At 70.4% G+C, this 26,526-nt stretch carries 18 protein-coding genes and 2 pseudogenes; 8 read left to right on the forward strand and 12 right to left on the reverse strand.

Features of this window, described 5'->3' with window-relative positions:
• Nucleotides 1–7 precede the first annotated feature (7 nt).
• Nucleotides 8–3,118 carry a DEAD/DEAH box helicase gene (locus ACTXG6_RS44445; RefSeq protein ID WP_445185305.1) on the reverse strand — a complete coding sequence of 1,037 codons (3,111 nt, stop codon included), beginning with the start codon at nt 3,116–3,118 and terminating at the stop codon, nt 8–10.
• A 122-nt stretch (nt 3,119–3,240) separates the two neighbouring features.
• Between ACTXG6_RS44445 and glgB the strand changes: the two genes are divergently transcribed.
• Nucleotides 3,241–5,637 (forward strand): 1,4-alpha-glucan branching protein GlgB, encoded by a 2,397-nt coding sequence (gene glgB, locus ACTXG6_RS44450; RefSeq protein WP_445185306.1) that lies wholly within the window; start codon nt 3,241–3,243, stop codon nt 5,635–5,637.
• A gap of 332 nt (nt 5,638–5,969) precedes the next feature.
• Here the strand turns inward: glgB and ACTXG6_RS44455 are convergent.
• Both ACTXG6_RS44455 and ACTXG6_RS44460 read right to left on the reverse strand, forming a co-directional pair.
• A pseudogene (locus tag ACTXG6_RS44455) lies at nt 5,970–6,803 on the reverse strand (glycosyltransferase family 87 protein); the annotation flags it as partial.
• Between the two features lie 123 nt (nt 6,804–6,926).
• Nucleotides 6,927–8,195 (reverse strand): glycosyltransferase family 87 protein, encoded by a 1,269-nt coding sequence (locus ACTXG6_RS44460; RefSeq protein WP_445185307.1) that lies wholly within the window; start codon nt 8,193–8,195, stop codon nt 6,927–6,929.
• 40 nt (nt 8,196–8,235) lie between these two features.
• Here ACTXG6_RS44460 and ACTXG6_RS44465 point away from each other — a divergent pair, with 40 nt between their 5' ends.
• The 6 genes and pseudogenes from ACTXG6_RS44465 (at nt 8,236) to ACTXG6_RS44490 (ending at nt 15,281) form a co-directional block, all read left to right on the forward strand.
• A complete protein-coding gene (locus ACTXG6_RS44465) occupies nt 8,236–9,642 on the forward strand; it encodes a neutral zinc metallopeptidase (protein WP_445185308.1) in 1,407 nt (468 codons plus the stop codon).
• 222 nt (nt 9,643–9,864) lie between these two features.
• Entirely contained in the window at nt 9,865–10,599 is a 735-nt protein-coding gene (locus ACTXG6_RS44470) for a FadR/GntR family transcriptional regulator (RefSeq protein ID WP_445185309.1), read from the forward strand.
• A 16-nt stretch (nt 10,600–10,615) separates the two neighbouring features.
• Nucleotides 10,616–12,016: an amidohydrolase family protein gene (locus ACTXG6_RS44475; RefSeq protein WP_445185310.1), complete on the forward strand. Its 1,401-nt coding sequence runs from the start codon at nt 10,616–10,618 to the stop codon at nt 12,014–12,016.
• A gap of 12 nt (nt 12,017–12,028) precedes the next feature.
• The gene (locus tag ACTXG6_RS44480; RefSeq protein WP_445185311.1) at nt 12,029–13,459 is read left to right on the forward strand and encodes an MFS transporter; all 1,431 of its coding nucleotides are present in this window, start codon (nt 12,029–12,031) and stop codon (nt 13,457–13,459) included.
• 444 nt (nt 13,460–13,903) lie between these two features.
• Nucleotides 13,904–14,125 (forward strand): annotated as a pseudogene (locus ACTXG6_RS44485) (trypsin-like peptidase domain-containing protein); the annotation flags it as partial.
• Between the two features lie 256 nt (nt 14,126–14,381).
• A complete protein-coding gene (locus tag ACTXG6_RS44490; protein ID WP_445185312.1) occupies nt 14,382–15,281 on the forward strand; it encodes a DMT family transporter in 900 nt (299 codons plus the stop codon).
• Nucleotides 15,282–15,439: 158 nt separating this feature from the next.
• Here ACTXG6_RS44490 and ACTXG6_RS44495 read toward each other — a convergent pair whose 3' ends face one another.
• From ACTXG6_RS44495 to ACTXG6_RS44535, 9 genes are all read right to left on the reverse strand, one after another.
• Nucleotides 15,440–16,486 (reverse strand): asparaginase, encoded by a 1,047-nt coding sequence (locus tag ACTXG6_RS44495; RefSeq protein WP_445185313.1) that lies wholly within the window; start codon nt 16,484–16,486, stop codon nt 15,440–15,442.
• A 129-nt stretch (nt 16,487–16,615) separates the two neighbouring features.
• Nucleotides 16,616–17,602, reverse strand: coding sequence for a CobW family GTP-binding protein (locus tag ACTXG6_RS44500; protein ID WP_445185314.1), 987 nt, complete (start codon nt 17,600–17,602; stop codon nt 16,616–16,618).
• 6 nt (nt 17,603–17,608) lie between these two features.
• Complete coding sequence (locus ACTXG6_RS44505; protein ID WP_445185315.1) at nt 17,609–17,914, reverse strand: hypothetical protein; 306 nt, start codon at nt 17,912–17,914, stop codon at nt 17,609–17,611.
• A gap of 70 nt (nt 17,915–17,984) precedes the next feature.
• On the reverse strand, nt 17,985–18,896 hold the full coding sequence (locus tag ACTXG6_RS44510; protein WP_445185316.1) for a polysaccharide deacetylase family protein: 912 nt from the start codon (nt 18,894–18,896) through the stop codon (nt 17,985–17,987).
• Between the two features lie 32 nt (nt 18,897–18,928).
• Entirely contained in the window at nt 18,929–20,209 is a 1,281-nt protein-coding gene (locus tag ACTXG6_RS44515) for a M20 family metallo-hydrolase (RefSeq protein WP_445185317.1), read from the reverse strand.
• Nucleotides 20,210–20,311: 102 nt separating this feature from the next.
• A complete protein-coding gene (locus ACTXG6_RS44520; protein ID WP_445185318.1) occupies nt 20,312–21,730 on the reverse strand; it encodes an MFS transporter in 1,419 nt (472 codons plus the stop codon).
• An 83-nt stretch (nt 21,731–21,813) separates the two neighbouring features.
• Nucleotides 21,814–23,241, reverse strand: coding sequence for a dihydropyrimidinase (hydA, locus tag ACTXG6_RS44525; protein ID WP_445185319.1), 1,428 nt, complete (start codon nt 23,239–23,241; stop codon nt 21,814–21,816).
• A 27-nt stretch (nt 23,242–23,268) separates the two neighbouring features.
• Nucleotides 23,269–23,451: a hypothetical protein gene (locus tag ACTXG6_RS44530; protein WP_445185320.1), complete on the reverse strand. Its 183-nt coding sequence runs from the start codon at nt 23,449–23,451 to the stop codon at nt 23,269–23,271.
• Between the two features lie 104 nt (nt 23,452–23,555).
• Nucleotides 23,556–24,497 (reverse strand): N-carbamoyl-D-amino-acid hydrolase, encoded by a 942-nt coding sequence (locus ACTXG6_RS44535; protein WP_445185321.1) that lies wholly within the window; start codon nt 24,495–24,497, stop codon nt 23,556–23,558.
• An 822-nt stretch (nt 24,498–25,319) separates the two neighbouring features.
• On the opposite strand from ACTXG6_RS44535, the gene ACTXG6_RS44540 reads away from it, so the two are divergent.
• On the forward strand, nt 25,320–26,354 hold the full coding sequence (locus ACTXG6_RS44540) for a LacI family DNA-binding transcriptional regulator (protein WP_445190284.1): 1,035 nt from the start codon (nt 25,320–25,322) through the stop codon (nt 26,352–26,354).
• Nucleotides 26,355–26,526: the final 172 nt, after the last annotated feature.

The raw sequence follows: 26,526 nt of genomic DNA on the forward strand, positions 1-26,526 counted from the left end.
GGCACGCTCATTCATCGACGGCCTCGGACCCCAGGGTGAACAGCTCACGCAGGTCACCGGTGGACAGCTCGGTGAGCCAGCCCTCCCCGTCACTGATCACCAGGTCGGCCAGCTCCTTCTTGCTCTCGATCATCTGGTCGATCCGCTCCTCCAGGGTGCCCGCGCAGACGAACTTGCGGACCTGCACGTTGCGCTTCTGCCCGATCCGGAACGCCCGGTCGGTCGCCTGGTTCTCCACCGCAGGGTTCCACCACCGGTCCAGGTGCAGCACGTGGTTCGCCTGGGTGAGGTTCAGCCCCGTGCCGCCGGCCTTCAGCGACAACAGGAAGACCGACGGGCCGGAACCGGACTGGAAGCGCTGCACCATCTGGTCCCGGCGCGTCCGCGAGGTGCCGCCGTGCAGGTACAGCACCTCCTGGTCGAACCGCGCGGACAGGTGCGGCACCAGCATCTCGGCGAACTCGGTGAACTGGGTGAAGCACAGCGCCCGGTCGCCCTCGGCGAGCAGCTCGGCGAGCACCTCCTCCAGCCGGATCACCTTGCCGGAGCGCCGCCCGATCGGCGAGCCGTCGTGCAGCAGCTGGGCCGGGTGGTTGCAGACCTGCTTGAGCTTGGCCATCGCGGCCAGCACGGTGCCCCGGCGCTTGATCCCGTCCGCGCCGGCGATCTTCTCCAGCATGTCGTCGACCACGGTCCGGTACAGAGAGGCCTGCTCGCTGGTCAGCCGGTAGTCCTGGATGATCTCGATCTTCTCCGGCAGGTCGTCGACGATGTCGCGGTCGGTCTTGAGCCGGCGCAGCAGGTAGGGCCGGGTGACCTTGCGCAGCCGCCCCGCCGCGTCGGTGTCGCCGTAGCGCTCCACCGGGATCGCGTAGCGGTGCCGGAAGCGCTCACTGGTGCCCAGCACACCCGGATTGAGGAAGTCCATCACGGACCACAGCTCGGCGAGCCGGTTCTCCATCGGCGTGCCGGTCAGCGCGATTCGATGCTCCGCGCGCAGCCGGCGTACCGCCTTCGCCGCGGTGGACAGGCTGTTCTTGATCACCTGCGCCTCGTCGAGCACCACCCGCCGCCACTCGTACCCGGCGAGCTCGTCGATGTCCCTGGTCGCCGTGCCGTACGTCGTCACCACCAGGTCCACGCCGGCGATCCGGTCGGCCAGATCGGTGCCGCGCAGCCGGGCCGCGCCGTGGTGCGCGTAGACCCGCAGCGCCGGGGCGAACCGGGCGGCCTCCCGCTGCCAGTTGCCGACCAGCGACATCGGGCACAGCAGCAGCGTCGGCCGCCGGAGCCCGTCATCCGGCGCGGCGCGCTCTCGGGCCTCCAGCGCCAACAGCTGGACGGTCTTGCCGAGCCCCATGTCGTCGGCCAGACAGGCCCCCAGACCGAGCGAGGACAGGAACGCCAGCCAGGACAGCCCGCGCTGCTGGTACGGGCGCAGCGTGGCCAGGAAGCCGGCCGGCGGGGCCACCGGGTGCACCGTCCGCTCGGCCGCACCGGAGAGCAGGTCGCCGATCCAGCCGTCGGCCCGCACCGCGGTGACCGGCAGCGGCGCCGCGCGGTCGTCCTGGCCGCCGGCCAACCCGGTCATCACCGCCAGCAGGTCCCGCGCGGTGCCGGCCCCGGTCGGCGCGCCGCTCAGGAACTCCAGCCCTCGGCGCAACCGGTCCGGGTCCACCGTGACCCACTGACCGCGCAGCCGTACCAGCGGCGCCTTGGTGGCGACCAGCTCGGTGATCTCGTCCTCGGTGAGCTCCACGTCGCCGACCGCGAGCCGCCAGTCGAACCGGGCCAGCTGCTCCCGGCCCAGCCCACCGGCGGTGATCACACCCTCGACCCGGGTGGCGCTGGCCGACACCGTCAGGCCGAGGCTGCGCGCGGACCGGCCGGCGGAACCCCACCAGGACGGCAGCAGCACCCCGAAACCGGCCTGGTCCAACCGGGCGGCCACCTCGGAGAGGAACCGGTAGGCCCCCGCCAGGTCCAGCTCCAGCGCGGCCGGTCGTGCCCCGCGCAGCGCCTCGGCCAGCTCCGGGTACAGCACGCTCGCCTTGGCCAGCTCGGCGAGCAGCAGCTCCTGGGGCTCCTCGATCCAGCGGCGCAGCCCGGCCGGCGAGCTCCACACCTGCTCGGCGGGAATCAGCAGGCTCGGGTCCTCGGCCGAGCGGAGCAGGAACTCCAGCCGCCAGGTCGTGTCCGGCAGGCTCAGGTCCGGGTCGGCCGGATCGTCGAGCGGCTGGGTCTCGGTCAGCCGGAAGGTGACCTGGGCCGGCCCGGTCGGCCCGTCGACCACGGTGGCCCACGGCGCCAGCGCCCGGCCGATCGCGGTGACCTCGCCCGCGTCCGCCTCGAAGCAGCCGTCAGCGGAGACGAGCGCCGCCAGCCAGGCCTCGGTCCCCGTCGGCCGCTGCACCCGGGCCAACGTCACCGGCCGCTCGGCCCGGCCCAGTCGGTCCCGCACCGCCGAGTCCACCAGTACGGCGAGCGCGTCGTCCACCAGCTCGCCGGGATCCTGGCCCGCCAGGCCGGTCAGCACCGCCATCCCGGGCGGCCCGGCCTGCTCGGAGCGCGCCACCGGCGGCATCGCGGCGACCAACGCCGCCCGGATCGCCGCGTCCGGCCCGGTGAGCACCGGCCGCCACACCGCGCGGGCACCGGTTCCCGCCTCGGCCGGGCGCACCCCCGGGATCACCCGACCCCGCGCGGCCAGGTCGACCGCGAACTCGGCCAGCGCCCGCAGGTGGGTCACCGACCAGCCGTAGCGCACCTCGACGACGAGGTCGTCGAGCTCACCGGGGTCGACCGCGACGACCGGCACCGACCAGGCCGTCAGCGTGGGCCCGGAGGGGGGCATCCGGCGGGGCGCCGCCCTGGTCAGCTCCGGTGAGTCGGCCGGCGACCGGCGCAGCGACGGCAGCAGCAGGGTGGCCATCCCGGGTTTGCCGGGGTGCAGGGCCGCGAGCTGGTCGGCGGGCACCGCGAACGGGTGCGGTCGGGCCGACCGGAGCGCGGTGCTGGGGCTGGACACCGGGCGGTCGCTGTCCTCGGCCCAGAGCAGCAGACCGCGACCGCGTGACCACAGGCTGTGCACGGCGAGCACCTTGTCCCCCTCGGTCACGACTTCCCAGCACGGTACCCAGCCGGATTCAAAACACATCCTGGGGCTCTTGCGCGAACCTGGGCCAGCCGGTACTGCGGACGGGGCCGCTGGCCAATAGGCTCTGCGCCGTGTCTGGAGACGTGACCACCCTACCCGCCAACCCGCCGAGCACCGCCGAGACGGACCGCTTGATCAGCGGCAACCACCACGATCCGCACTCGGTGCTGGGCAGCCACCCGACGACGGACGGCACTGTCATCAGGGCGCTGCGCCCCAATGCCGACGCGGTCGAGGTGGTGTTCGGCGCCGGGTCGGACGCACAGAGCTTCCCGCTGCAGCGGGTGCACGACGCCGGGCTGTTCTCCGCGCTGGTGCCGCACGAGCTGACCGACTACCGGCTCGCGGTGCGCTACGGCGACTACGTCGAGACGGCTGACGACCCGTACCGCTGGCTGCCGACCCTGGGCGAGGTCGACCTGCACCTGATCGGCGAGGGCCGCCACGAACGGCTGTGGGACGCGCTGGGGGCACACCCGCGCCGCTACGACACCCCGGGCGGCCCGGTCACCGGTACCTCGTTCGCCGTGTGGGCACCGACCGCGCGCGGCGTGCGGGTGTGCGGCGACTTCGACGGCTGGAACGGCGTCGGCCAGCCGATGCGCTCGCTGGGCAGCTCCGGGGTGTGGGAGGTGTTCCTGCCCGGCGTGAACCCCGGCGCCCGGTACAAGTTCCGCATCCTCACCGCGGACGGCCGCTGGCTCGAGAAGGCCGACCCGATGGCGTTCTCCGCCGAGGTGCCGCCGGCCACCGCGTCCGTGGTGACCAGCTCGTCCTACACGTGGGGCGACGAGGCCTGGCTGGAGCGCCGCGCCAAGGCCACCCCGGTGGCCGAGCCGATGAGCGTCTACGAGATCCACCTCGGGTCCTGGCGCCCGGGCCTGAACTACCGGGCGCTGGCCGCCGAGCTGGTGTCCTACCTCGACCGCACCGGATTCACCCACGTCGAGATGCTGCCGGTGGCCGAGCACCCGTTCGGCGGCTCCTGGGGTTACCAGGTGAGCTCGTACTACGCGCCGACCTCCCGGTTCGGCAGCCCGGACGACTTCCGCTACCTGGTGGACACGCTGCACCAGGCCGGCTACGGCGTGATCATCGACTGGGTGCCGGCGCACTTCCCCAAGGACGAGTGGGCGTTGGCCCGGTTCGACGGCACGCCGCTCTACGAGCACCCCGACCCTCGGCGGGGCGAGCAGCTCGACTGGGGCACCTACGTGTTCGACTTCGGCCGCAAGGAGGTGCGCAACTTCCTGGTCGCCAACGCGCTGTACTGGCTCGACGAGTTCCACATCGACGGGCTGCGGGTGGACGCCGTCGCCTCGATGCTCTACCTGGACTACTCCCGCGAGGAGGGCGGCTGGGAGCCGAACATCTACGGCGGCCGGGAGAACCTGGAGGCCGTGTCCTTCCTGCAGGAGATGAACGCGACGGTCTACAAGGCGCACCCCGGCGTGATCACCATCGCCGAGGAGTCCACGTCGTGGCCCGGGGTGACCCGGCCGACGCATCTCGGCGGCCTCGGCTTCGGCTTCAAGTGGAACATGGGCTGGATGCACGACACGCTCAACTACACCGGGCGGGACCCGATCTACCGCGGCTACCACCACAACGAGATGACGTTCTCCATGGTGTACGCCTACACCGAGAACTTCGTGCTGCCGATCAGCCACGACGAGGTGGTGCACGGCAAGGGCTCACTGTGGACCCGGATGCCCGGCGACGAGTGGAACAAGGCGGCCAACCTGCGCGCGCTGCTGGCCTACATGTGGGCGCACCCGGGCAAGCAGCTGCTGTTCATGGGCAGTGAGCTGGGCCAGGAGCGGGAGTGGTCGGAGTCCCGGTCACTGGACTGGGGGATTCTGGAGAACCCGCTGCACGCCGGCATCCAGGACCTGGTCGGCGACCTCAACCGGACCTACCGGTCGCAGCCCGCGCTCTACACCCAGGACAGCTCGCCGGACGGCTTCGCCTGGATCGACGCCAACGACGCCGGCGGCAACGTCTTCTCGTTCCTGCGCTGGGGCAGCGACGGGTCGGTGGTGGCCTGCGTGGCGAACTTCGCCGGCCACCCGCACGAGAACTACCGGGTCGGGCTGCCCTTCGCCGGGCAGTGGCACGAGATCGTCAACACCGACGCGTCGGGTTACGGCGGCTCCGGGGTCGGGAACCTCGGCTCCGTGGTTGCCACCGAGGAGCCCTGGCACGGCCGGCCGGCTTCGGCGTCGCTGCGGATCCCACCCAGCGGGGTGCTCTGGCTGCGCGGCGAGCCGGCGCCGGCCGCACCGGCTGTTCCCGAGCGCGCGGCCGCTGAGCCGGCGGCCGCGGAGCCGGCGGCCGCGGAGCCGGCGGCTGTTGAGCCGGCGGCACCCGATTCCGTGGCACCCGATTCGACCGTGGCCTCCGGCCCGGCCGGATCCGAGCCGGTCGCCGGTGCCGCACCCGCACCCTCGACCGGCGCCGCGAACGGGCTCGCCTGGTAGTTCCGGGCGAACTCCAGCAGCGCGATCCAGAAGCCGAGCAGCACCGCGCAGTACAGCGACCGTCCCACCAGCGAGACGGTCGCTGTCGGCGCGGCCTGCCACAGGTTTCCCCAGGCTACCGGGATCACCGGGAACACCAGCAGCGGCACCGCGACCCGCCAGCGCCCGGCCCGCAGCAGCACCAGTGCCCCCGGCCAGAGCATCACGGTGTAGTTCAGCCAGGCGATGGGCGCGGCGACCAGGCACCCGGCGGCCACCGCGAAGATCGTTGCATCGGCCCGCTCGACCACACCCGGTGGGAGGCCGCCGGGTGAGGCCGGCGCGCGCCGGATCCACCACAGCGAGCCGAGCACCACCGCGACCGTGAGCAGCCAGCCCGCCTGACCCGGGCCACCCAGGCGGGCCACCAGGCCGGGCAGCGAGGCGTTGGCGTCCACCTCGGGCGCCGGCGTGTGGGTGGCCAGCCGCAGCCACTCCAGCGCACTGAACGGCCCGGCGGCGAGCACACCGGCCACGCTGGTCACGCCGGCGGAGGCGATCCCGGCCCACAGCGCCGGCCAGCGCCGCTGCGCCAGCGGGATCAGCAGCAGCGGGGCCAGCGACGGTTTCAGCGCCACCACGACGCCGAGCAGCACCGCGGCGAGCACCTCCCGCCCGCGCCGCTGGGCCAGCCAGGCCAGCACCAGCCCGAACAGCAGCAACCCGTAGATCTGGCCGAGCAGCAGCGTGCCGTGCAGCGGCGAGCTGGCCCACATCGTCAGCACCGCGAACACCGTCGCACCCCGGCCCAACCGCAGCTCGCGGGCCGTGAGGAGCACCGCGGCGGTGACCAGCAGCACGGTCAGCGCGCTGAACGCCCAGTAGCTGGGCAGCATCGCCAGCAGCCCGAACGGCGCGAGCAGCAGGGACAGGAACGGCGGGTTCAGGTTCGGCAGCACCGAGCCGGTCCGGTACGTGTCCGCGCCGTGCAGCAGCGCGACCGTGGAGCGCCAGAACGTCTCGAAGTCGACGTGCCCCTTCGGGTCGGTGTTGGCCACCCCGCTGACCAGCACGCCCGGATAGCGGACGAACAGCCAGGCGGCGGTGCCGAGCGCGAGAGCGGTGAGCGCGACGGCGAGGACCGTGTAGCCGGCGGCGCGCGACGGTCGGGGGGTGGGCGACAACACTCCGCGACGGTATCCGGGCCGAGCCGGCCACGCCGCGCCGGGCCCACGCGGGTCGTGCCGGCCGGACCCGTCGCGCCGCCCGGCTCGGCAGCTCGACTCAGCCGCTCGACTCAGCCGGCCGGCTCAGCTGTGGGCGCGCTCCCTCGGCGGCCCGAGCCAGGAGTCCAGCTCGGCCGCCCATTCGGCGGAGTCGGTCTCCGGTTCGGCCGGCACCCGGGCGAACGTCAGTACCGCCCAGTAGGTGAGCAGCACGGCGCAGTACAGCGACATCCCCAGCCTGGTCAGGATCGAGTCGCCGGCCGGCAGCAGCAGCACCCACTCGATCCCGATCACCGGCAGTGCCAGCAGTGCCACGGCGGGCCGCCACTGCCGCAATCCGAGCAGCACCGGCACCGAGGGCGCCAACAGCACCAGGTAGTTGTTCCAGGCGACCGGTGCGAGCAGCAGGGCGGCGGCGGTGATCGACCAGATGGCGTGCTCCGGCCGCCGGGGTGCCCGCCACAGCGTGATCCCCAGCAGGATGCAGCCGGCCAGGCAACCCAGCCAGGACGGCAGGTGGAAGCGCACCGCGAGCGCGGCCAGCGAGGCGTTGTCCCCGAACCCGGTGACCTGGAAGGCACCGAGCAGCCGCAGCCACTCGACCGTCGCGGTCCAACCGCCGGCGACGATGCCCACCGCGGTGGCCACCGCACCGGTCCCGAGCGCCGCGAACAGGGTGGGCCGGTCCCGGCGCAGCAGCGGCCAGAGCAGCAGCGGCAGCAGCGACGGCTTGAGCGCGACGGCCAGCCCGAGCGCCACCCCGGCCCAGCCGAGGCGACCGTGCCGCCGCGCCAGCCAGGCGACCGTCAGCGCGGCCGTCAGCAGCCCGTACACCTGGCCCAACGCCACGGTGCCCTGCAGCGGCGAGGACACCGCCACCGCGGCCACCGCGATCATCGCCCAGCCGGGGCGCACCTTGGCCCGGTCCGCCATGATGATCACACTGCCCACCGCCAGCACGGCGTTGAGCAGCGCGAACGCGCGGTAGGCGGTGAGCGCGTCGAGCCCGGCGAGCGGCGCGAGCAGTACCGCGAGTATCGGCGGGTCGAGGTTCGGCAGCGTCGAGCCGGTCCGGTAGAGGTCGGTGTGGTTGCGCAGCGCGACCGCCGAGCGCCAGAACGAGTCGAAGTCGACGTGCGTCCGCATGTCCGGCGAGGCCAGCCGCGGCAGGTTCCCGCTGCCGAACCGCAGGTACAGGTAGCCGGCAGTGATCAGCGCGACCGCGGCGAGCAGGGGTCCGACGACGTTCGAGAGGGCACGGGGCAGGGCTCGGGGCAGGGCACGCACCTGGGCAAGGTAGCCACCGGGTCGCCCGAACTGCTCCCTGGACGGCCCTGCCTGGAGCAGAATCACAGTTGTGCCAACAACGCACGGTGACCACAGGAGCCCGTCGGTGGCACGCATTGCCGTCGGCCTCCTGGTCGTGGTGGGCGTCCTGCTCACCGGAGGTAGCCGCTCCGTCGCCGGCGGCCCCGGCGCGGCCGACACCGGCGCGATGCCCATGGCCGCCGTCGGCAGCGCCCCGGACCTGCCGCCAGCGCCGCCGGCGACCGTCAGGGGCGGTGCCGGCACTGCCTCGGACCGGTTGGCCGCCGACGTGGTGACCGGCGTCGAGCAGTTCTGGCGCGAGCAGTTCCCGGTCCAGTTCGGGCGGCGCTGGGTGAACATCCACGCCTTCTACGCGGTCGACCCGGGCGATGCCACCGTCCCGGCGCCCTGCCTGCGCCAGCCCTCGGAGCTGGCCGACCAGGGGTTGTTCTGCCCCCGGTTGGACGTCGTCGCCTGGGACCGCACCGGTCTGCTGCCCCGGCTGCGTGCCAGCTACGGCGACGGCGCCGTGCTGGTGGCGCTCGCGCACGAGATCGGGCACGCGGTACAGGACCGGCTGGGCATCGACGCGGCCGCGCAGGTGCGCGAGCCCGATCGGTATCCGACGATCCTGATCGAGGCGATGGCCGACTGCTTCGCCGGTGTGGTGGTGCACGCGGCGGTCGATGGCAGGATCGCCGACGTGCAGCTCGGCCCGGACGGTCTGGACCGTGCGATGCGGGCGCTGTTGACCTTCCGCGACCCGGTCGGCGTGGCGATCAGCCGCACCGCGCACGGCGACGCGTTCGACCGTGCGTCGGCGTTCCAGGACGGATACCGGAACGGGGCCGGCACCTGCGCGGGGATGACCGTGCACAACCAGACGTTCACCCAGCGCGGTTACAGCTCGCTCTCCGACGTGATGGCGAGCGGCGACCTGGCACTCGACGACCTGGTGGGCAGCATGGGCCCGGACGCCAACGTGTGGTTCGGAAACCTGGTCAGGTCCCGGGGCGGGAACTGGCGGACGCCGCCGGCCACACTGCTCCGGCCGCGGCGCTGCGACACGCCGGACCTGGCCCGCCAAGGCCCGGCGCGGTACTGCGCAAGCAGTGGTGCGGTGACCGCGTCCGCCGCTGACCTGGGCCGGGTGCACAACGGGCTCGGCGACTACGCCAGTGCGGAGCTGGTGGCCAGCCGGTACGCACTCGCCGCGCTGGGGGCGTTGGGCCGCCCGGTGCAGGGTCCGTCAGCCGGCCGCGCGGCGGTGTGCCTGACCGGCGCATACACCCGCTCTTTGCTCGACCGCAACGCCGACGGCGGGTTCGGGCTCTCCCCCGGTGACATCGACGAGGCCGTGCGGGAGTTGCTCGACCAGGACTTCGCGGCCAGGGACGTGACCGGCCAGCCACCGAGCGGCGACCTCGGCTTCCAGCGGATCGAGCAGTTCCGGGCGGGTGCACTGGGCGGCCCGGCCGGCTGCGGCGTCTAGGTGGGGGCTGTCCGATCAACGGTGGATCCGACCTCGGCATCGGTTAGCTGGCGCTCGGGGTGATGCGGCCTTCGAAGGTGATAGCGAAGGCGTTGAGCGCCGGTTTCCTCCTCATCGCCCATCGTGAGACTCGTGCCAGTCCTCGCCCGGCACCTCCAAACCGTCCCGAGTGCAATCCGGCGGCAGCTGGCACCGGACCCGACATTGGTTTAACCTCTCACCATGAAGAGGTCCGACCAATCTAGGCCGGGGCGCCTGTACCTGTCGGTAGCGCAGGACCTGCTCACCGCGATGGCGCAGGGTGAGTACCTGCCCGGCGTCCGGATGCCCGGCGACCGCGAGCTGGCCACCCGGTTGGACGTCTCGCGCGCAACGGCTCGCGAGGCGATCCTGGCGCTGGAGCTGATCGGTGCCGTCGAGGTCCGCCACGGCGACGGCACTTACGTTCGCGGCCCGCACTCCGGGGTGACCGGCATCGAGGGCTCGGCACTGGACGTGGCTCCCCGCGAGCTGATTGACGCCCGCCGCGCATTGGAACCGGTGGTCGCGTCGCTGGCCGCACGACACATCGACACCGACCGGGTGCGCGCGCTGGCCCGCGATCTGGACGAGGCCGCCGAGATCGTCGCGGAGCCGGCTCAGCTGTCGCGCTTCATGGAACTGGGCCTGCGCTTCCACGCCGAGGTGGCACTGGGCTGCGGCAACTCGCTGCTGGCCGGCATCGTCGGCCAGTTCGTCAACGCCGAGACCCACCCGCTGTGGTTGCTGGTCAACCAACACGCGGTGAGCTCGCTGGCTGCCAGGCAGGGCCAGTTGCGCGAGCACCAGCAGGTGCTCGCGGCGATCGCCGGTGGCCGGGCCGACCGGGCCGAGCAGGCCATGAGTGAGCACCTGACCTCGGTCGACACCGTGATCTTCCATCCCGAGGCCAGCCACGCCGCCCCGAACCCGAGCTGACGAGGAGCACCGAACGATGTCACTTCCGCAACCGGCCGATCTGGTCGTGCACGGCGGCACCGTGGTCAACGCGGGCGGCCGGAGCGCAGCCACCGTGGTGGTGGGACAGGGCAGGGTCCTCGCCGTCCAGGATCCGTCGCTGCCGCTGCCGCCCCACCGGCGCGCCGTCGACGCCACCGGAAAGCTGGTCATCCCGGGCGGGGTGGACCCGCACTGCCACATCGGCCAGCGGCTCGGCCTCTACCAGCAGCTCGACGACTACGTTTCGGCCAGCACCGCGGCGCTCTGGGGCGGCACCACCACCGTCGTGGACTTCGCCATCCCGGAACCGGGGCAGAGTCCGCTGGCCGCCGTCCAGGAACGCAGGGACATGGCCGCCGCCTCGCGGTGCGACACCGCCCTGCACGGCTGCGTGGTCGAGTGGGACGACACCACCGGCAAGCAGATCGAGACCATGGCCGAGCTCGGGGTGCGCACCATCAAGCTGTTCACCACCTACCGCAACGCGGTGATGGCCCAGCCGGACACGGTGCTGGAAGTCCTCCGCGCGCTGCACACGAACGGTGGCATCGCCTACGTGCACGCCGAGGCGAACCACGTCATCGAGGACGCGCAGGACATCGCGGCCTCGGCGGCGCGGGCGGACGCCCGGCACCACGCGTTCACCCGTCCCGAGCTGGCCGAGAACGCCGCCGTGGCTCAGGTACTGGCCACCGCGGAACACGTCGGCGCCCCGGTCTACTTCGTGCACCAGACCACCGCGGCGGCCGTCGACCTGGTGCGCGCCGCGCGGCGCCGGGGAGTGCGGGCCTACACCGAGACCTGCCCGCACTACCTGTACCTGGACGAACGCAGCTACACCGGCGAGCACCCGGAACGGTTCGTCTGCTGCCCACCGCTGCGCGCCGGGTCATCGGTCGCCGCCCTGCGTGCCCGTGCGCTGGTCGGTGACGTGGACACGCTGGGCTCGGACCACTGCTGCTACGACACCGCGCAGAAATCGGAGCACTCCGACGACGTACTCGTGATGCCCAACGGGCTGCCCGGGGTGGAGACCCGGTTGCCGGTGGCGTTCACCCAGCTCGTGCGCCGCGGGGGCATGCCGGTGGAGCGCTTCGTCGCGATGTTCGCCACCAACGCGGCGCGGCTGAACGGGCTGACCGGCAAGGGCGTGATCGCGCCCGGGGCCGACGCCGACCTGGTGGTGCTCGACCCGGACGCCACCAGGACCGCAACCGTCGCGGACCTGCACATGGAGACCGACTACACCCCGTACGAGGGCGAGGAGCTCGCTGGTTGGCCCTCAGTGGTGATCAGTTCGGGTCGGGTCGTCGTCGACGAGCGCGGCTTCCACGATCCGGGCCCGGTCGGGCGGGCGCTGGACGCCGCGCCGATCCCTGGCCACCTACTCACCTGATCCGGAGCAGCCATGACGACCTCGGCCGAGTCGAACCACTTCGAGCAGCTCAGGGACCGCGCCCGCCACGAGCTCGCGGCGGCGCTGGACCACATCCCGTTCCGCCGGGCCCATGTGCTCATCCTGGTGCTGGTCGCGTCCGGCGCCCTGTTCGACGCGATCGAGCAGTACAACGTCGGCCTCGCCGCGCCGCTGATCGCCACCCAGTGGTCGCTGTCCAACGCCCAGGTCGGGCTGCTGACCACGCTGACCTTCGGCGGCATGGCGATCGGGTCGCTGGTGGCCGGGATCACCGGGGACCGCTACGGGCGGCGGGTGACCTACATGTACAACCTGGCGCTCTACACCCTGGGTGCGCTGCTGGCCGCGTTCGCGCCCGGTCTCGGTTGGCTGCTCGTCGCCCGGTTCATCGTCGGCATCGGGCTCGGCGGTGAGCTGAACACCGGGCTCACCCTGGTCGCGGAGCTCATGCCGACGAAGTTCCGGGGTGCCGCGGTCGCCACGGTGAACGTCGCCGCCGGCGGTCTGGGCATCTTCGCCTCCTCGGCGCTGGCCGCCCTGGTGCTCGGCCCGCTGGAGACGGTGCTGGGCGGCCCGACGCTGGCATGGCGCTGGCTTCTCGGCGTGCTGGCACTGCCCGCGCTGCTGGTGTTCGTGTATCGCTGGTTCCTCCCGGAGTCACCTCGTTACCTACTGGTCGAGGGGAGGATCGACGAGGCGAACGGGGTGCTGACCAGGCTTGCGGCGAACCGGCTGCGCCCGGTCCCCGGAATGCCGGTGACCCGCTACATCCAGGCCGCCGAGGGCACCAGGCTGCCCCGACAGCGAGTGCGGCTGTCCGAGATCTTCCACGGCCAGCTGGCGCGCAACACACTGGTGATCTGGGTGGTCTCCGCGATGACCTTCGGTGCCCAGGTGACCATCACCGTGTTCATGCCGACCGTACTCGTCGCGCGAGGTCTCGACGTGTCCACCTCACTGGCCTACACGACGATCATCAACATCGGCGGGCTGGTCGGTGCGGTGCTGGCCAGTGTGTTCGGCTATCGCTTCAAGCGTCGGCTGGTGCTCGGTTACGGCTCGGTCGTCGCGGTTGCCGTCGCAATCGCGTTCGGCGCGTCCGCGAGTCTGGCGATGGTGCTGGCGCTGGGCGGTGCGCTGCAGCTGATGTTCATCCTGCTGAACACCACGACCTGGGTGTGGGCGCCGGAGCTGTATCCGACCAGGCTGAGGGCGTTCGGCACCGGCGCCTCGGTGACGGTTGCGCTGCTGGCCGCCTCGCTGGTGCCGCTGCTGGCCGGGGCCATCGTGGACGCCGAGGGCGCGGTCGGCATGTTCGTACTGGTCGGCGTGATGTACCTGATCATGGCGGTGGCCGTGCGGTTCGGCCCGGAGACCCAGGGCATCTCGCTGGAGGAGGTCAGCGAGGAACGCGCGACCTAGCGTGCTGCGACTAGGAGTGCAGGATCTCGGTCCCGACCGTCGAGTGGCACTTGTCGGTCCGCGCTTGGTGCCCAAGGTAGGTGTTCTCGCCGAAGCGATGTGGTAGCCAGCTGCGCATACCTGACACCGGGCAACAGGGTGAGGCCCAGGCTCAGTTGACGCCGTGAGTGCCGCTCGAGGGCTAGCTTCACCTTGGACGCGTCGAGGACGTCTCGCCGGCCGCTCGGACCGGGTCTCGAGTCTCGAGCGGCCCTCGTGGGAGCTAGTGCCGTCACTTCGCCCGGGGTGAGCGGACCGCGAACGACCTCCGGCGCGGTAGTGGCCTGCTGCTTGTCCCCTTCCCGGGCCGTCTGCTGTGCTGTCAGGGCGCTGACCGTCGCGGTGACCACGAGGGTGGCCAGCACGAAGAACGAGAACCTGCGGTACGGCGCGAGCAGCGTGGAGGTGATCAGCATCGAGAACGGGCGGCGGTACCGGGCATCGGTCCTCGGCTACGACCGGATCCACGACATCGCGGTGCTGCGGGCCCCGGGTGTCTCGCGGCTGCCCACAGCCGCCATCGGAGACTCCGCCACCGCCAGGGTTGGGGATCCGGTCATGGCGATCGGCAACGCGGGCGGCGGCGGCAAGCCGAGCAACGCGCCCGGCACGGTGACCGCGCTCAGCAGCTCGATCACCACTAGCGACGAGCTGAGCGGAAGCACCGAGCCCTCGCTAACGGCCCACCGGCGTAGCCACGCAGGCCGCCGCGTCAGCCATCCAGAACACCGACCAGACGGACGACCAGGAACTGCCGGGTTGGATACGCCCGCCGAGTGTTCTGGAACCGCCAGTGGCAGTGTCCCAGTTCCTTCTCACTGTAGGCAGCACCTGTTCGTGGAGCACGTTGGTTGTCGTCGTTTCGGACCGGAAGGAGCTACCCGTGCGGTTCGCCGACGCTATGTCGATCGCGGCGTGGTTGGCGAGCGGCATCGGGCCGCTGCCACGCCATGGCAACGTTGCTGTGGCGGTCGTGCTGGCGCTGGGCTCGTCGGGCTGCTACGCAACCTCGGCTGTGCTCCAGGAGCGGGAGGCCTCGCGTTGTGACGTGGATACCGCGGCGCTGTTGCCGCAACTGATGCGACGGCCATGGTGGTGGCTCGCGGTCCTGGCAACGATCACCGGCGCCGGCTTACACATCGCCGCGCTGTCCTTGGGGCCGCTGAGCCTGGTGCAACCCCTTGGTGTGCTGACCCTGGTATTCGCACTACCCCTCGGTGCCCGCCTGGGAGCACGCGTGGTGACGCGCCGGGAATGGTCTGCCGCGTCGGCGGTGGCACTCGGGCTGGCAGGGGTGCTCGCGGTGGCTCCCCACCACGCGCCGTCCTCACACCTGCCACTGGCCGTGGTCGGTGCCACCACGGCGGCCATCGCCGTCCTGGTCCTGATCCTGATCGGGCTCGCCGCGCGCCTGCCTCCACGCGTGGCGCCGGTAGTGCGCGCAGCCGCCGCGGCGACGTGTTTCGGGTTCGCCTCGGGGATGACCCGAATCGCGGCCACCGGTGCCGCCCCCATCGCCCTAGCAGCGGCGATCGCGGTCCTGGGTGCGGCAGCCGGCCTCGGGCTGGCCCAGCTGGCGTATCGCACAGGCGGTCTGGGGGCACCGTTGGCCACCCAGATTCTGGTCGATCCGTTGGTCGCCGTGCTGCTCGGCGTCGCACTGCTCGCGGAACCGGTACAGCTCACCCCGGGAACCGTCACAATTGGGCTCGCCGGACTCGCCGCGACCATTACCGGCATCTGGGCGCTCACTCGCCCCGCGCCGCCAGCGACGCCGCCCTGAGGGTTCGTCGCCAGTTCGGACCGGGAGCGGTCCGCATCCGCGCCGTTCATTCGAGTGAGGCCGGGTGACCGGCGGAGGGCTGCGTCGGGCGGGGTCCGCTTGAGTTTGGGCGGGGACTGTGTGGCCGATGTGGTTCGGCCTCCCACGTTGGTGCGGCGCTACCATTGCTTCTGCCGGAAGGCGAATGCGGAGTCGAGGAACCGTCGAACGGCGGTCCGCACGGCGGCGAGGTCGGCGCCGCCGGCAAGCAGCAGGCTGAGCAGGACGCGCGCTTTGGGTCCGTCGAGGAAGCCAGCCGGGATGAGTCCCCGAGAGAGCAGGTCTCGCTCGGAGCCTGGGAAGCCGTAGGTTTCCCGCAGCACTTCGCCAGCCCCGGTGCGCGAGGCCAGCACGACGGGTACCCGTGCGGCGACCTCGGTCAGCGTTGGAACGGCATGCCCCGGTACGTGGCCGCCACCGAAGCCCTCGATGACCACCCCGGCGTATCCGAGCCGTTCCAGCTCGCCGATGAGGCGCAGGTCGTCGCCGAGGGTGCAGGTGAGCAGCGCGACAGCGGGGAAGTGGTCGTCGTCCGGCCGTGGGAGCGCCTCGAACTCGAGGGGAGAGGGACGCAGGGCGATGCGCGGGCGGCCCTCGACGACCCATCCGAGTGGTCCGACCGTCATCGAACGGAACGTTCCAGGGCTGGAGGTGTGTGTCTTTCGGACGAAGCGCGCGGCGTGGATCTGGTCGTTGAGCACGACCGTGGTGCCCAGGCCAGAGGCCTGCGGTGCCGCCGCGACTTGCACGGCCGCGAGCAGGTTCGCCGATCCGTCTGGTCCGGCGAGGGTGGGATTGCGCATCGCTCCGGTAACCACCACCGGTTGCGGTCCGCGCACCAGCAGGTCGAGCGCGAAGGAGGTTTCCTCGATCGTGTCCGTTCCTTGGGTGATGACCGCTCCGTCGACACCGTCCTCGAAGCGCTTGCTGATCTCGGCTGCCAGCTCGTTGAGGTCACGCAAGGTGAGATCGCCAGAGGAGACTTGGCGAAAGGCCGCCGCTTCCAGCTCGGCGGTCTGCCGCAGCTGCGGGATGGCTTGGACGAGCTCGGTGGCGCTCAGCCGGGGAGCTACGCCGCCAGCTGTGGCGGCGTCGTCGTCGGTCGAGGCGATGGTGCCGCCCATGGAGAAAACGGTCACCCGGGGCATCCGGAGCTGCTCGGTCACGGTGTCAACTCCAACTGGGCATTCAGGCTGTCCCGCGAAGAGCCCGCGCGGGTGGCCGTCTCCACGGGAACTGGATCGGCGGGAAGTGAGAGGGAGACGAACTGCCCGACCGCACGGCTCGGCGGGGAATCATCGGACGCCCAGGAAGGTGCGGAAGGACTGTTCCAGCAGTTCGGTGTCAATCTCGCGGACGATGAGGACTACCCGGGATACCTCGGGAGCGGCCCCGGGTAGGTGCTCGGGTTGGTGGATGATGTGCTGCACGCCATGCAGTGCCACCGGGCCGACGTCGCGGACGTCGAGCATGGCCTTCACCCGCAACACGTCCGGGCCGTGGCGGTGCACGAGCAGGCTGAGCCAGAGCGCGAAGGCCTGCCAGTCCAGCGGCTCCTTGGTCGTCAGCTCCACGGTCGAGATGCCCTCGGTATGCGCCACCCGCGGCAGCGAGCGCATCCGGGATCGCCCCGCATCGTCGCCGCGCGGCCGCTCGGTTCGCTGCAGTTCGCCCTCCGAGGTGACGTTGATCGAGGCGACGGGGTTGATCGCCCGCAGGCGGCGGACGACATCCTCAACCAGCTCAGCTGAGGCGAGGTCGGCTTTGGTGACGAACAGGTCGTCGGCCGCCAGTAACTGACGCTGTGCCACCGGATGCCGCTCGATGCTGCCGAGCCCGGTCAGAGCGTCGACCGTGACGCACACGCGGGCCAGCGTGTAGTGGTGCTTGAGTACGGGGTCGTTGGCGAGGGTGAAGGCGATCGGCCCCGGGTCCGACAGCCCACTGGTCTCGATGACGACCTCGCGGCGCGGCGCGAGGCAGCGCTGCTCGTCCTCGAGCAGAGTCGCCAGCACCTGAGCCAGGTCCTCCCGTCGGGTGCAGCACGCGCAGCCGCCGGCGAGGACGACGGGCTGGTAGCCGTTGTGGGTCAGGAGGTTGTCGTCGACCGGCGTCGACCCGAAGTCGTTGACCACCACCGCGGGGGCGCGATCACCAGCCCGGTTGAGCTCGCGGCGCAGGAGGGTCGTCTTGCCTGAGCCGAGAAAGCCGCTCAGTAGGGTCACCGAGCGCCGGCGCGCTGCCGGCGGGGCACCGCCGATGACCGTGGGAAGGCCGAGCACCGTCAGTCACCTCCGGAGCGCCTCGAGAAGCCTGGGGTCCAGCACGTCGATCGGGCGAGAGGAGAGCCGGTCAGCGGCCTGCCAGATCGCTGGCAGCCCCACGGCGACGTCCTCGGCGCCCTTGCGGTTCCCGATGACCCAGTGCGGGCCGGTCCCGGGATCGGACACCGTCAGGCCATAGGGAGCGAGCACCGCCGCGAGCAGGCGTTTGCGCCGGTGCCGCGCCGAGCGTGCCGCGCCACCCGATCCGCCAGGCGGGGCGGCATCGGCCCAGTGGTCCTCGGGCGCCAGTTCGTAACAGAGCACGCACACGCCCATCACCTCTCTCCGATTTCCGTCAGCGACGCTGACCGGGGGCGGTGGCCCACCCCCGGTCCACCCGTTAGGGCTCCGGCATGAAGGGGCTGCCGGTCTGGCCTGGGTAGGGGTAGCGCCGCCGGAAGTCGTCCGCTGCCTCCTCCATGGTGACCCAGCTTGTCCCCTCGTGACCGCTGATGTACTCGATGAGGCGCTCGAGCATGAGCAGGACCTGCGGCCGCCCGGACACGTCGGGATGAATGGTGAAGGCGTAGACGCCGTAGTCCTGCTCGCGGTACACCCAGTCGAACTGATCCCGCCACCAAGTCTCGACGTCGCGAGGGTTGGTCCACCCGGCGCTGTTGGGCGACTTCTTGATGAACATCATCGGAGGCAGGTCGTCCATGTACCAGTTCGCGCCGATCTCCACCAGGTCGATGACCTCACCCCGCTTGAGCGGCTGCATCCAGGTACTGGCCTCCTGCGAGTAGTCGATTTTCTCCCAGGTGTCTCCGACCCGGGCGTAGAACGGCATGAAGTCATGCAAACCCTGACCGTGGTCGTAGGTGAACCCGTACTTCTTCAGCAGGGACGGGGTGCTGTTCGACATCTCCCACCACGGCGGCACGTACCCCCGCGGCGCCCGGCCGCAGACCTTCTCGATCAGCTCGACCGAGTAGGCGAGGACGTCCTCTTCCTGCTTGGGGGTCATCGCGATCGGGTTCTCGTGCGAATAGCCGTGCGCACCGATCTCGTGGCCGGCGTCTACGATCATCTTCACCGAGTCCGGGAAGGTCTCGATCGAGTGGCCGGGGATGAACCAGGTCGCCGGCAGGTCGTACTTCCTGAACAGCTTCACCAGGCGCCGGGTGCCAATCTCGCCGGAGAACATTCCTCGCTGGATGTCCGACGGTGAGTCCTCACCACCGTAGGAACCGAGCCATCCTCCGACCGCGTCGATGTCAACGCCGAAAACGCATTTGATGTCCTTGGGCATCTGTTCTCTCCTCCTGTTGGGGCGAGCCGAAATCAACTTTTCCTGCCAACGAGATCCTCTTGGCCGTCGAGGATGCGAAGTGTGTCGCCGAGCGCACGCACCCCCGCGGCGATGTCCGTGATGTCCGTCCATTCCTCCGGACAGTGGCTCCGCCCCGCGCGCGAGGGGACGAAGATCATTCCCATCGGGCACCAGCGAGCGATGTGGGCGGCGTCGTGGGTAGCGCCACTGGGCACCGCCTCCCAGGTAAGCCCAGCCCTGGCCGCCGCCTGCGCGATGGTGTCCTGGATGGAAGGCGCCGAGGGCACGACGCTGTTGTCCGACGTCCAATCGAAGGTGACGTCGACGCCTAGTGCTTGCGCCTGGGTGAGGATGTCGTGGGCCAGGCGCTTCTTGGTGGTCTCGAGCCACCCGACATCAATGCTGCGCATCTCGGCGCGCAGCTGGACCGACGCCGGCACCACGTTGGGTGCGTGCAGGGAGTTCACCACCTGCGTAGCGGTGGCGACTCCATGTGCGGGCGCGCCACAGCCCTCTCGGTGGACCGCGAGGACCGCGTGGGCCGCGGCAACCATTGCGTCGCGCCGATCGTGCATCGGCCGGGTACCGGCGTGGTCGGGCCGGCCTTCGAAACTGGCCATCAGTCGTTCGATGCCGGCGATGGCGGTGACCACCCCGATGGCCGCGCCCTTGTCCTCCAGCAGCGGGCCCTGTTCGATGTGCAGCTCGACGTACCCGTGCACGGGTAGCTGGGTCAGCCACCGCTCGGCGAGCACCGCGGAAGGGTCGAGGCCGAACCTGGCGTACTGCTCCCCCAGCCGGTGCCCGGACCCGTCGCGGCGGTCCAGGTCCGCATCGAGGAGTTCACCGGCCACGGCCCGACTGCCCAGGCAGCTCAACCCCCACTCGTTGGACTCCTCACCGAGGAAGTCGACTACGACGAGATCTCGCGTGAGCTGGACTCCTGACTCCCGGAGTCGACGCGCCACCTCGAGAGCGCCCAGTACTCCGACGGTGCCGTCGAAGCGTCCGCCGCCCTTGACGGTGTCGGTGTGCGACCCGGTCACCAAGGCGGGCGCGGCCGGGGAACGCCCCGGCAGCACTCCGACGACGTTGCCCGCCCGGTCCGGCCGGACCTCCAGCCCAGCGGATCGCATCTTCGCGCTGATCCAGTCGCGCGAGCAGCGGTACGGGTCGCTGAACACTTCTCGCGTCCACCCCGGATGCTCCGGGGCACGCATTTCGGAGAGCTCGGTCAGGTCGCTCTCGACTCGCGCCACCACCGGTTCGAACGCCGCGCTGCTGTCTGTCACGATCGCCTACTCGTCCTCATAGCGCCCAGGTGTGCGCGGACCAACTCGATCACCAAGCTCGTCTGGAGGAACCGGCCGTGCCCGATCCCCGGACGCGGACCCTCACGCCGCCGCAACCGAGGGCGGGAGGTCCTCCTGGTCGATCGGCGGGGCACCTGGCCGAATGCGTCGCGCCCCGAGCATCAGGAAGCCGGACAGGAAGATGGCCAGCGCCCCGGCGATGAGCGCGGCGAGCGACATGTTGAGACCCGCGGTGAGCAGCCCGGTGAGAAGGGCGCCGCCGAGGATCGCACCGATCGGCCCCATCGCGTTGACCACAGAGGTGCCGGTGCCGCGCATCCGGGTCGGGTAGGACTCGCCCATGTAGAACAGCAGCGCCGAGTACGGGCCGATGAGGAAGAACAGCCCGATCGAGTAGGTGGCCAGCACGCCGACGTAGCCGTGCACCACGAACAGCATCAGCGCGTAGGAGATCCCGGAGAGCAGCCAGCCGGCCATGATGGTCTCCCGCCGGCCGATCTTGTCGCCGACGATGCCGTGGACCAGGTAGCCGATGTAGGCGACGCCGTTGGACACGATCAGCACGACGAGCGTGCTGCTGAATGAGACGCCCGGCCCGTTGGTGAGCACTGTGGTGCCGAGGACAGCGAACACCTGCACGCCGAACCAGTTCAGCAGGAATGCCGCGCTCAGGAAGATGGTGTGCTTGCGCTGACGGGGCTCGAACAGCGCGCGCAGCGGGGAGCGCTCGCCGCCCGAGCGTTCCTCCTCGCGCAGTGGAATGCCGTAGTCGGAAGCAAGCTGGGCCGCCTCGTCGTGCCGGCCGGCCCGCAGCAGCTCCCTGACCTGCTTCATCCGCAGGAACTGCGGCGTCTCCTTGAGCTTACGGCCGAGGATCGCGATGACGATCGCAGGGAAGGTGGCGATGGCGAAGATCTCCCGCCAGCCGGTCACCGGCAGCAGCACGGCGGTCATCGCGGCCGCGAACAGCACCCCGACTGGCCAGCCACCCTGGATGAAGCTGTAGGTCAGGCCCTTCGACTTCACCCGCTCACCGCTCTGCTCCGCCGCGGCGTACATCTCGTTGAGGTACGTGGAGTTGACCGCCTGCTCGGAGTAGCCGAGGCCGCTGATGAAGCGCACGACGACCAGCCACCACGCCCACGGGCTGATCGCGGTGAGCCCGGAGCTCAGCGCGGCGCCGACGGTGGTGAAGATCAGGCCTCGGCGCCGGCCGATCCGGTCCACCAGGGGGCCGACGCACAGGGCCACGACGAAGGTGCCGACCGAGACGATGGTGGCGATGGCCGTGCTGTACTCGGTCGACCAGCCGAAGTCGTCGGCGATCTTCGGCAGCAGCGTGCCGAACAGGATGTAGTCGTAGACCGAGAACACCCAGGCGAAGAACGCCACCCAGCCGGCATAGCGCACGTCTTTGCGGGTGATGATGAGGCGCGGCCGGGACCGCGCACCCGCCGGCGTGCCCGTGGGTGAGGAGGATCCAGTGGGTTCGGTACTCATGGAGCAGCACTCCTATCGGTGACCTCGTTGTCCCAGGAGGTGAGTAATTTCATGCCCTTGACCTTCGAATGCCTGGCGGGGCGTCAGCGAACTCGTATCGCCGTGGTCGGCGTAGCTTGCGGAGAGAGCGTGCCCATGTGCTCGGTCCGTCGGATGAACTGGCCGTCGCCCGGCTTGCCGGTGACCTTCCCGTCCTCGTACACGACGCGGCCACGGCTGAGGACGGTCTCCGGGACTCCGTGGACCTCGCGCCCCTCGAAGGCGCAGTAGTCCACTAGCGACACCTGGTTCTCGACGGACAGGACGGTGCTCCGGTTGGGATCGAAGACGACGATGTCCGCGTCGCTGCCCACCGCGATGGTGCCCTTCCGGGGGAAGAGGCCGAACAGCTTCGCGGGCGCGGTGGAGAGCAGTTCCACCATCCGGTTCAGGGTGATCCGGCCGGTTCGCACCCCGCCGTCGTAGACCAGCGGCAGCCGCAGCTCGACGCCGGGCCCGCCGTTCGGGATCTTGCTGAAGTCGTCCGCGCCCAGTTCCTTCTGTCCCTTGAAGCAGAACGGGCAGTGGTCGGTGGAGATCACCGACAGGTCGTTGAACGCCAGCCCGCGCCACAGCGCGTCCTGGCTCCGCTTCGCACGGGCCGGCGGAGTGAACACGAACTTGGCGGCCTCGAACCCGGGCGAGTCGTACACGCTCTCGTCCAGGAAGAGGTACTGCGGGCACGTCTCCGCATAGGCGTACTGACCCCGCTGCCGCGCCTCGCCGACGTGTTGCAGCGACCGCTCGGCCGAGAGGTGCACGATGTAGATGGGGGCGCCCGCCAGCTCGGCGATGGCCAGCGCGCTGTGCACGGCCTCGGCCTCGGCCAGTTCGGGTCGGGTCAACGCGTGGTACCTGGGCCCGGTCTTGCCCTCGCTGAGTGCCCTGCGCACCAGGACATCGATCACGCCGCCATTCTCGGCGTGCATCATGGTGAGCATTCCCTGCTCTCCTGCCACCGTCAGGGCTTCGAAGATCGTCTCGTCGTCGACCATCAGCGCGCCCTTGTAAGCCATGAAGAGCTTGAAGCTGGTCACCCCCTCCTTGACCAGGGCCGGCACATCCTGCAACCGGCCGTCGGAGAGGTCGCTGACGATCATGTGGAAGCCGACGTCGATGACCGGCTTGTTGGTGTCCAGCTTGCGCTGCCAGGTTTCCAGCGTCTCCAGCAGACTGTGGCCCCGGGTCTGGACCGGGAAGTCGACGATCGTGGTCGTGCCGCCCTTCGCCGCCGCCGCGGTGCCGCTGGAGAAGGTGTCGATCGTCTCGGTGCCGCCGAACGGCATCTCCATGTGCGTGTGCGGGTCGACTCCGCCCGGAAGCACGAGCTTGCCGGTTGCGTCGATGACGCGGTCGGCCTCGACGTCGATCCTTGCACCGATCATCGAGATGACCTCGCCGTCGATCAGCAGATCGGCGACGTAGTCATCGACAGCGGTAACGATGCGTCCATTCCGGATGAGGGTTCGCATGATCCGTCCTTTGCCTGGAGAGCCGGGTCAGGTCTGACTGATGCGGGGGTCGCGATCTCCTAGCGGCGGCGCCACGGTCTGCGGAACCGGGCCCACGCCGACGATCTCCTTCGGCTCCGGGCGCTTGACGGCGCCTGCCTTGCTGGTCGTCAAGCCGCAGCCGTCCAGCGCCTCGCAGAGCTTCACGGCCGCGGTGACCCCGTCGGTCACCGGTACACCCGTCCCAGCGCAGCGCACCGCGCCGACGACTCGATCTCCCGGGTCGTCGAATCAGTCGTGTTCGGGTTGACCACCAGAATCCGCATGCCGGCTGCTCAGGAGAAGTCCACCGGGACCGGGTCACCGCGGCCCACCCGGTCGACGATGAGGGAGTAGTTCTCCGGGCGGCGATGAGCGGCGAAGTTGAAGACGCTCTGCCGGTAGGGCTCCGAGAGGTCGAGGTCGACATCGGCGACCACCACCTCGTCGCCCTCGCTACGTGCCCTGGCGACGATCTCTCCCGAGGGGGCCACTACCGCCGAGCCGCCGATCAGGTGCGCACCGTCCTCGTCACCCGACTTGCCGGCCGCGGCCACCCACACCGCGTTCTGATAGGCCCCGGCTCTCAGGGAGAGCAGATGCGTCTCCATTTTCGCGTGGGGTTCCTCCCGCCATCCCGGGACCTCCATCGGAGTGTTGTACCCGAGGACGACCAGGTCCGCGCCCTGCAGCGCCAGCACGCGATAGACCTCCGGCCAGCGGCGGTCGTTGCACAGGCACATCCCGACCCGGATGCCGTCGACCTCGAACACCCCGAAGCCGAGATCCCCGACCTCGAAGTAGCGCTTCTCGAGGTGCTGCGCGGGGACGTCCTCGACCCTGTCGGCGTGCCCTGGCAGGTGGACCTTCCGGTACTTGCCACGGATGGCTCCGGTCGAGTCGACCAGGATGGAGGTGTTGAAATGGCGCCCGTCAGGCGTCAGTTCGGCGTACCCGAGGTAGAAGCCGACCCCGAGGGCCTTGGCGCGGTCGAACAGCGGCTGGACCTCGGCGTTGGGCATCTCCCGCTCGAAGTAGCTATCGAGCGCCGAGCAGTCGTCGCGCCAGTAGCGGGGGAAGAACGTGGTCAGCGTGAGTTCGGGATAGACCACGAAGCTCGCCCCCCGCCGGTGCGAGGCCTCCAGGAGGCTGATCAACCGTGCGACGACGGCCTTGCGGTCCTCCCCGGGTTGGATACCGCCGACCTGAGCCACCGCCAGGTTGAACGCGCGTTGCACGACTGCCTCCGTGGGATATGGACTCGCCGGGAGGCCCGAAAAGCTCCTGCCCGCCGATCGTCGGCTGCACTCCGGCGACTTGCCGGCACCTCTGCCGATCAACGCTGGCCGCCACGGCCTCAGGGCGGGTCACCCGCTGCTCGTGAGGCGAGATAGGTCGCACCGGCTAGCGGCGCTGACCCAACACCAACATCGATCGAAAACGTTTGCGGTGATGGAATGCTAGGTACGCCCCGGAGCACCCGTCAAGGGGTAGCCCGGGTATGGGGCCAGCCGCGGCACCAGGCCGAGGACCCACCTCACCGAGATGAGCGCCGTCCATGTCCGGGGCGACGTCCAGTGGGGTTGGACCCGACAACGGCCCGACCGTTCGAACCCGAGCCCTCGGACGGCGCTTGGGCGAGCCGCGTGAGCCGTCGAGACCGGTCGCCCATCAGCCGGTCGCCGGCTAGCCCACGGCTAGGACGCCGAACCGACCAAGGACAGCGATCTCACGCAGGGGACAACCGCGCATCGCCCAACAATGCGGCGAAGACCGGGTGACCTGCCCCGTCAACCCCAGGGCGGCATGCACACAGGCCGGTCAGCCGCCGTCAAGGCAGGTACGAGACCGACACAGCCATCGAGCCCCGCCGTGATCATCTCAACGTGCACACCTCGGACAACTCCGATGCGGTGGCGGGGCCGACTGCTCGCCGGGAGGCTCCGGCAGATGCTCCAGCGAGCCGCCAGACCGCCGGGTTCACGACCGGAACGCCGAGGTTGGTGGACCAGCGCCTCGATTGCGTCTTACTTTCGCCAGGTCCTACCCTGTGGTTCCTCATGTCTCGAACAGGTTCGACGTCGATCACACTCACGACGATCGCCAGCATGGCGGGCGTGCACCCGTCGACCGCGTCACGAGCGCTCAGCGATACCCCGGTCGGTATCAGCTCGGACACGGTCAAGCGTGTGCGCAAGATCGCCGGCGACCTTGGCTACATCCGCGACATCACTGGCGCGTCCCTGCGCACAGGCCGAACCAGGATGATCGGCGTCCTGGTGCCGCGGCTCACCGACGTGGTGCTGGCCCAGATCTATGAATCGATCGATGAGGCGGCCGCCGCGGCCGGCTACAACGCTGTCGTCGCGAACACCCGCGACGCCCCCGATGTCCAGAATATGCGGCTTCAGGGCCTGCTCTCCCGCAAGGTCGACGGGCTCATCGTCGGAGACTCGCGCGCCGGCAGCCAGGTGGTCGAGCGTCTCGCCAGGCTCGGCACCCCCTACACGCTGGTGATGAGGCGCCTCGGCGAACACCCTTCGGTCTCCACCGACGACCTCGAGGGCGGACGGCTCGCCGCCGAACACCTGCTCGAACTAGGGCACACCCGGGTGGGGGTGGTCGCCGGTGACCCGCTGACCAGCACCGGGCGTGAGCGCACGCTCGGCTTCACCCGCACCTATGAGCAGGCCGGCATCCACATCCCCGACGACTATGTGGTCAGCTCATCCTTCGACACCGCCACCGGCCGGGCGGCGGGCGACAGACTCCTGTCACTCGAACCAATACCGACCGCCGTTTTCGCGGTCAACGACTTCACCGCCATCGGCGTGATGGGCGCGCTACGAGATCGAGGCCTACAGGTAGGCCTGGACGTCGCCCTCGTCGGATACAACGACATTTCGATCGCCGCGCAGCTCACGGTCCCGCTCACATCGGTCCAATCCCCCCTCCGCGAGATGGGCCGTCGCAGCGTCGAAATGCTGCTGGACCGCATCGCCGGCGAAGAGCCCGCGTCGGTTCGGCTAACTCCAACGCTCGTCACCCGAGAGTCCACGCTGCTGGGCACCTCGACCGTGCGGCGCCCCGCCTGATCCTGCTGGGCCAGACCTCGACAGCAATCCCGAAAGCAAAGTCCGGAACGGTCGAGGTAATCCGCACGTTGCGTGTCACACGAGCCAGCGCGGTCAAGTCCCGCACCCAGGCCTTCAACACACTCTGGGGCGTCGTGATCGGAGCCCCGTCACCCCTGCGCGATGAATTGGT

The organism is Pseudonocardia sp. Cha107L01, assembly GCF_052566575.1.

Excerpts from the sequence above, each read along its gene's own strand:
- ACTXG6_RS44470 (WP_445185309.1), top strand. The coding sequence starts at position 9,865 with ATGAAGAGGTCCGACCAATCTAGGCCGGGGCGCCTGTACCTGTCGGTA.
- ACTXG6_RS44475 (WP_445185310.1), top strand. The coding sequence starts at position 10,616 with ATGTCACTTCCGCAACCGGCCGATCTGGTCGTGCACGGCGGCACCGTG.
- ACTXG6_RS44480 (WP_445185311.1), top strand. The coding sequence starts at position 12,029 with ATGACGACCTCGGCCGAGTCGAACCACTTCGAGCAGCTCAGGGACCGC.
- ACTXG6_RS44510 (WP_445185316.1), bottom strand. The coding sequence starts at position 18,896 with ATGCCCAAGGACATCAAATGCGTTTTCGGCGTTGACATCGACGCGGTC.
- ACTXG6_RS44520 (WP_445185318.1), bottom strand. The coding sequence starts at position 21,730 with ATGAGTACCGAACCCACTGGATCCTCCTCACCCACGGGCACGCCGGCG.
- hydA (WP_445185319.1), bottom strand. The coding sequence starts at position 23,241 with ATGCGAACCCTCATCCGGAATGGACGCATCGTTACCGCTGTCGATGAC.
- ACTXG6_RS44540 (WP_445190284.1), top strand. The coding sequence starts at position 25,320 with ATGTCTCGAACAGGTTCGACGTCGATCACACTCACGACGATCGCCAGC.